The sequence below is a fragment of the Bartonella sp. CE47NXGY genome (assembly GCF_042195415.1).
Lineage (GTDB): Bacteria > Pseudomonadota > Alphaproteobacteria > Rhizobiales > Rhizobiaceae > Bartonella.
Genome location: NZ_JBHIOI010000271.1, coordinates 1 through 587, shown reverse-complemented (window position 1 = coordinate 587; position 587 = coordinate 1). Strand labels below are relative to the sequence as shown.

The following is a 587-nucleotide window of genomic DNA, read 5'->3' as shown; positions in this document are numbered from 1 at the left end:
GTTCATACCTTAGTTGGCATTCAGAAAAAGTTATTAGAGCTTATGGATGATATATCGCCTAAATATAAGAAGGCACGATCATTGTATCATCAATATAGTTCACGTTTAGATGCCATGGATGAAGGTTCCAAAATCCTTAGCAAGTCGGTTAATAAGGATGAGTTCAGTAAAATCTTTGATGAATTACCAAAGGCACAACAAGAATACTTTAAAAAGGGTTCAAGGGCAGAACTTTTACAAGGTATGGGTCAAACAAAAGATGAAGTATCCAAGGCAAAGGAGATTTTTGGTACGAATGATCTGTATAAACGATTTGCAAAGATTTATGGAGCCGATAAAGCTTCTGCGGTCAAGAAGGTTATCGAAAAAGAAGCCGATTATGCAGATTTTTATAATAGAATACCAGGTCGTGTAGCGGATGAAAAGATATCATTTAGGCATAACGTCAATATGCCAACGGGTAAACATGATGCAGCTGTACAATTAGCAAAAGCTGCTGGGAAGGCTGCTTGGATTCCTTTCAAAGAGGCGGCGTTTAGAGAGCGTCAACGGATTGAAAAGGATGTTGTCAAATTGTTAACAGGGGG

At 38.3% G+C, this 587-nt stretch carries 1 pseudogene; it reads left to right on the top strand.

From position 1 onward, the window contains the following. Nucleotides 1-587: pseudogene (locus ACFIL3_RS11050) on the top strand (hypothetical protein); the annotation flags it as partial.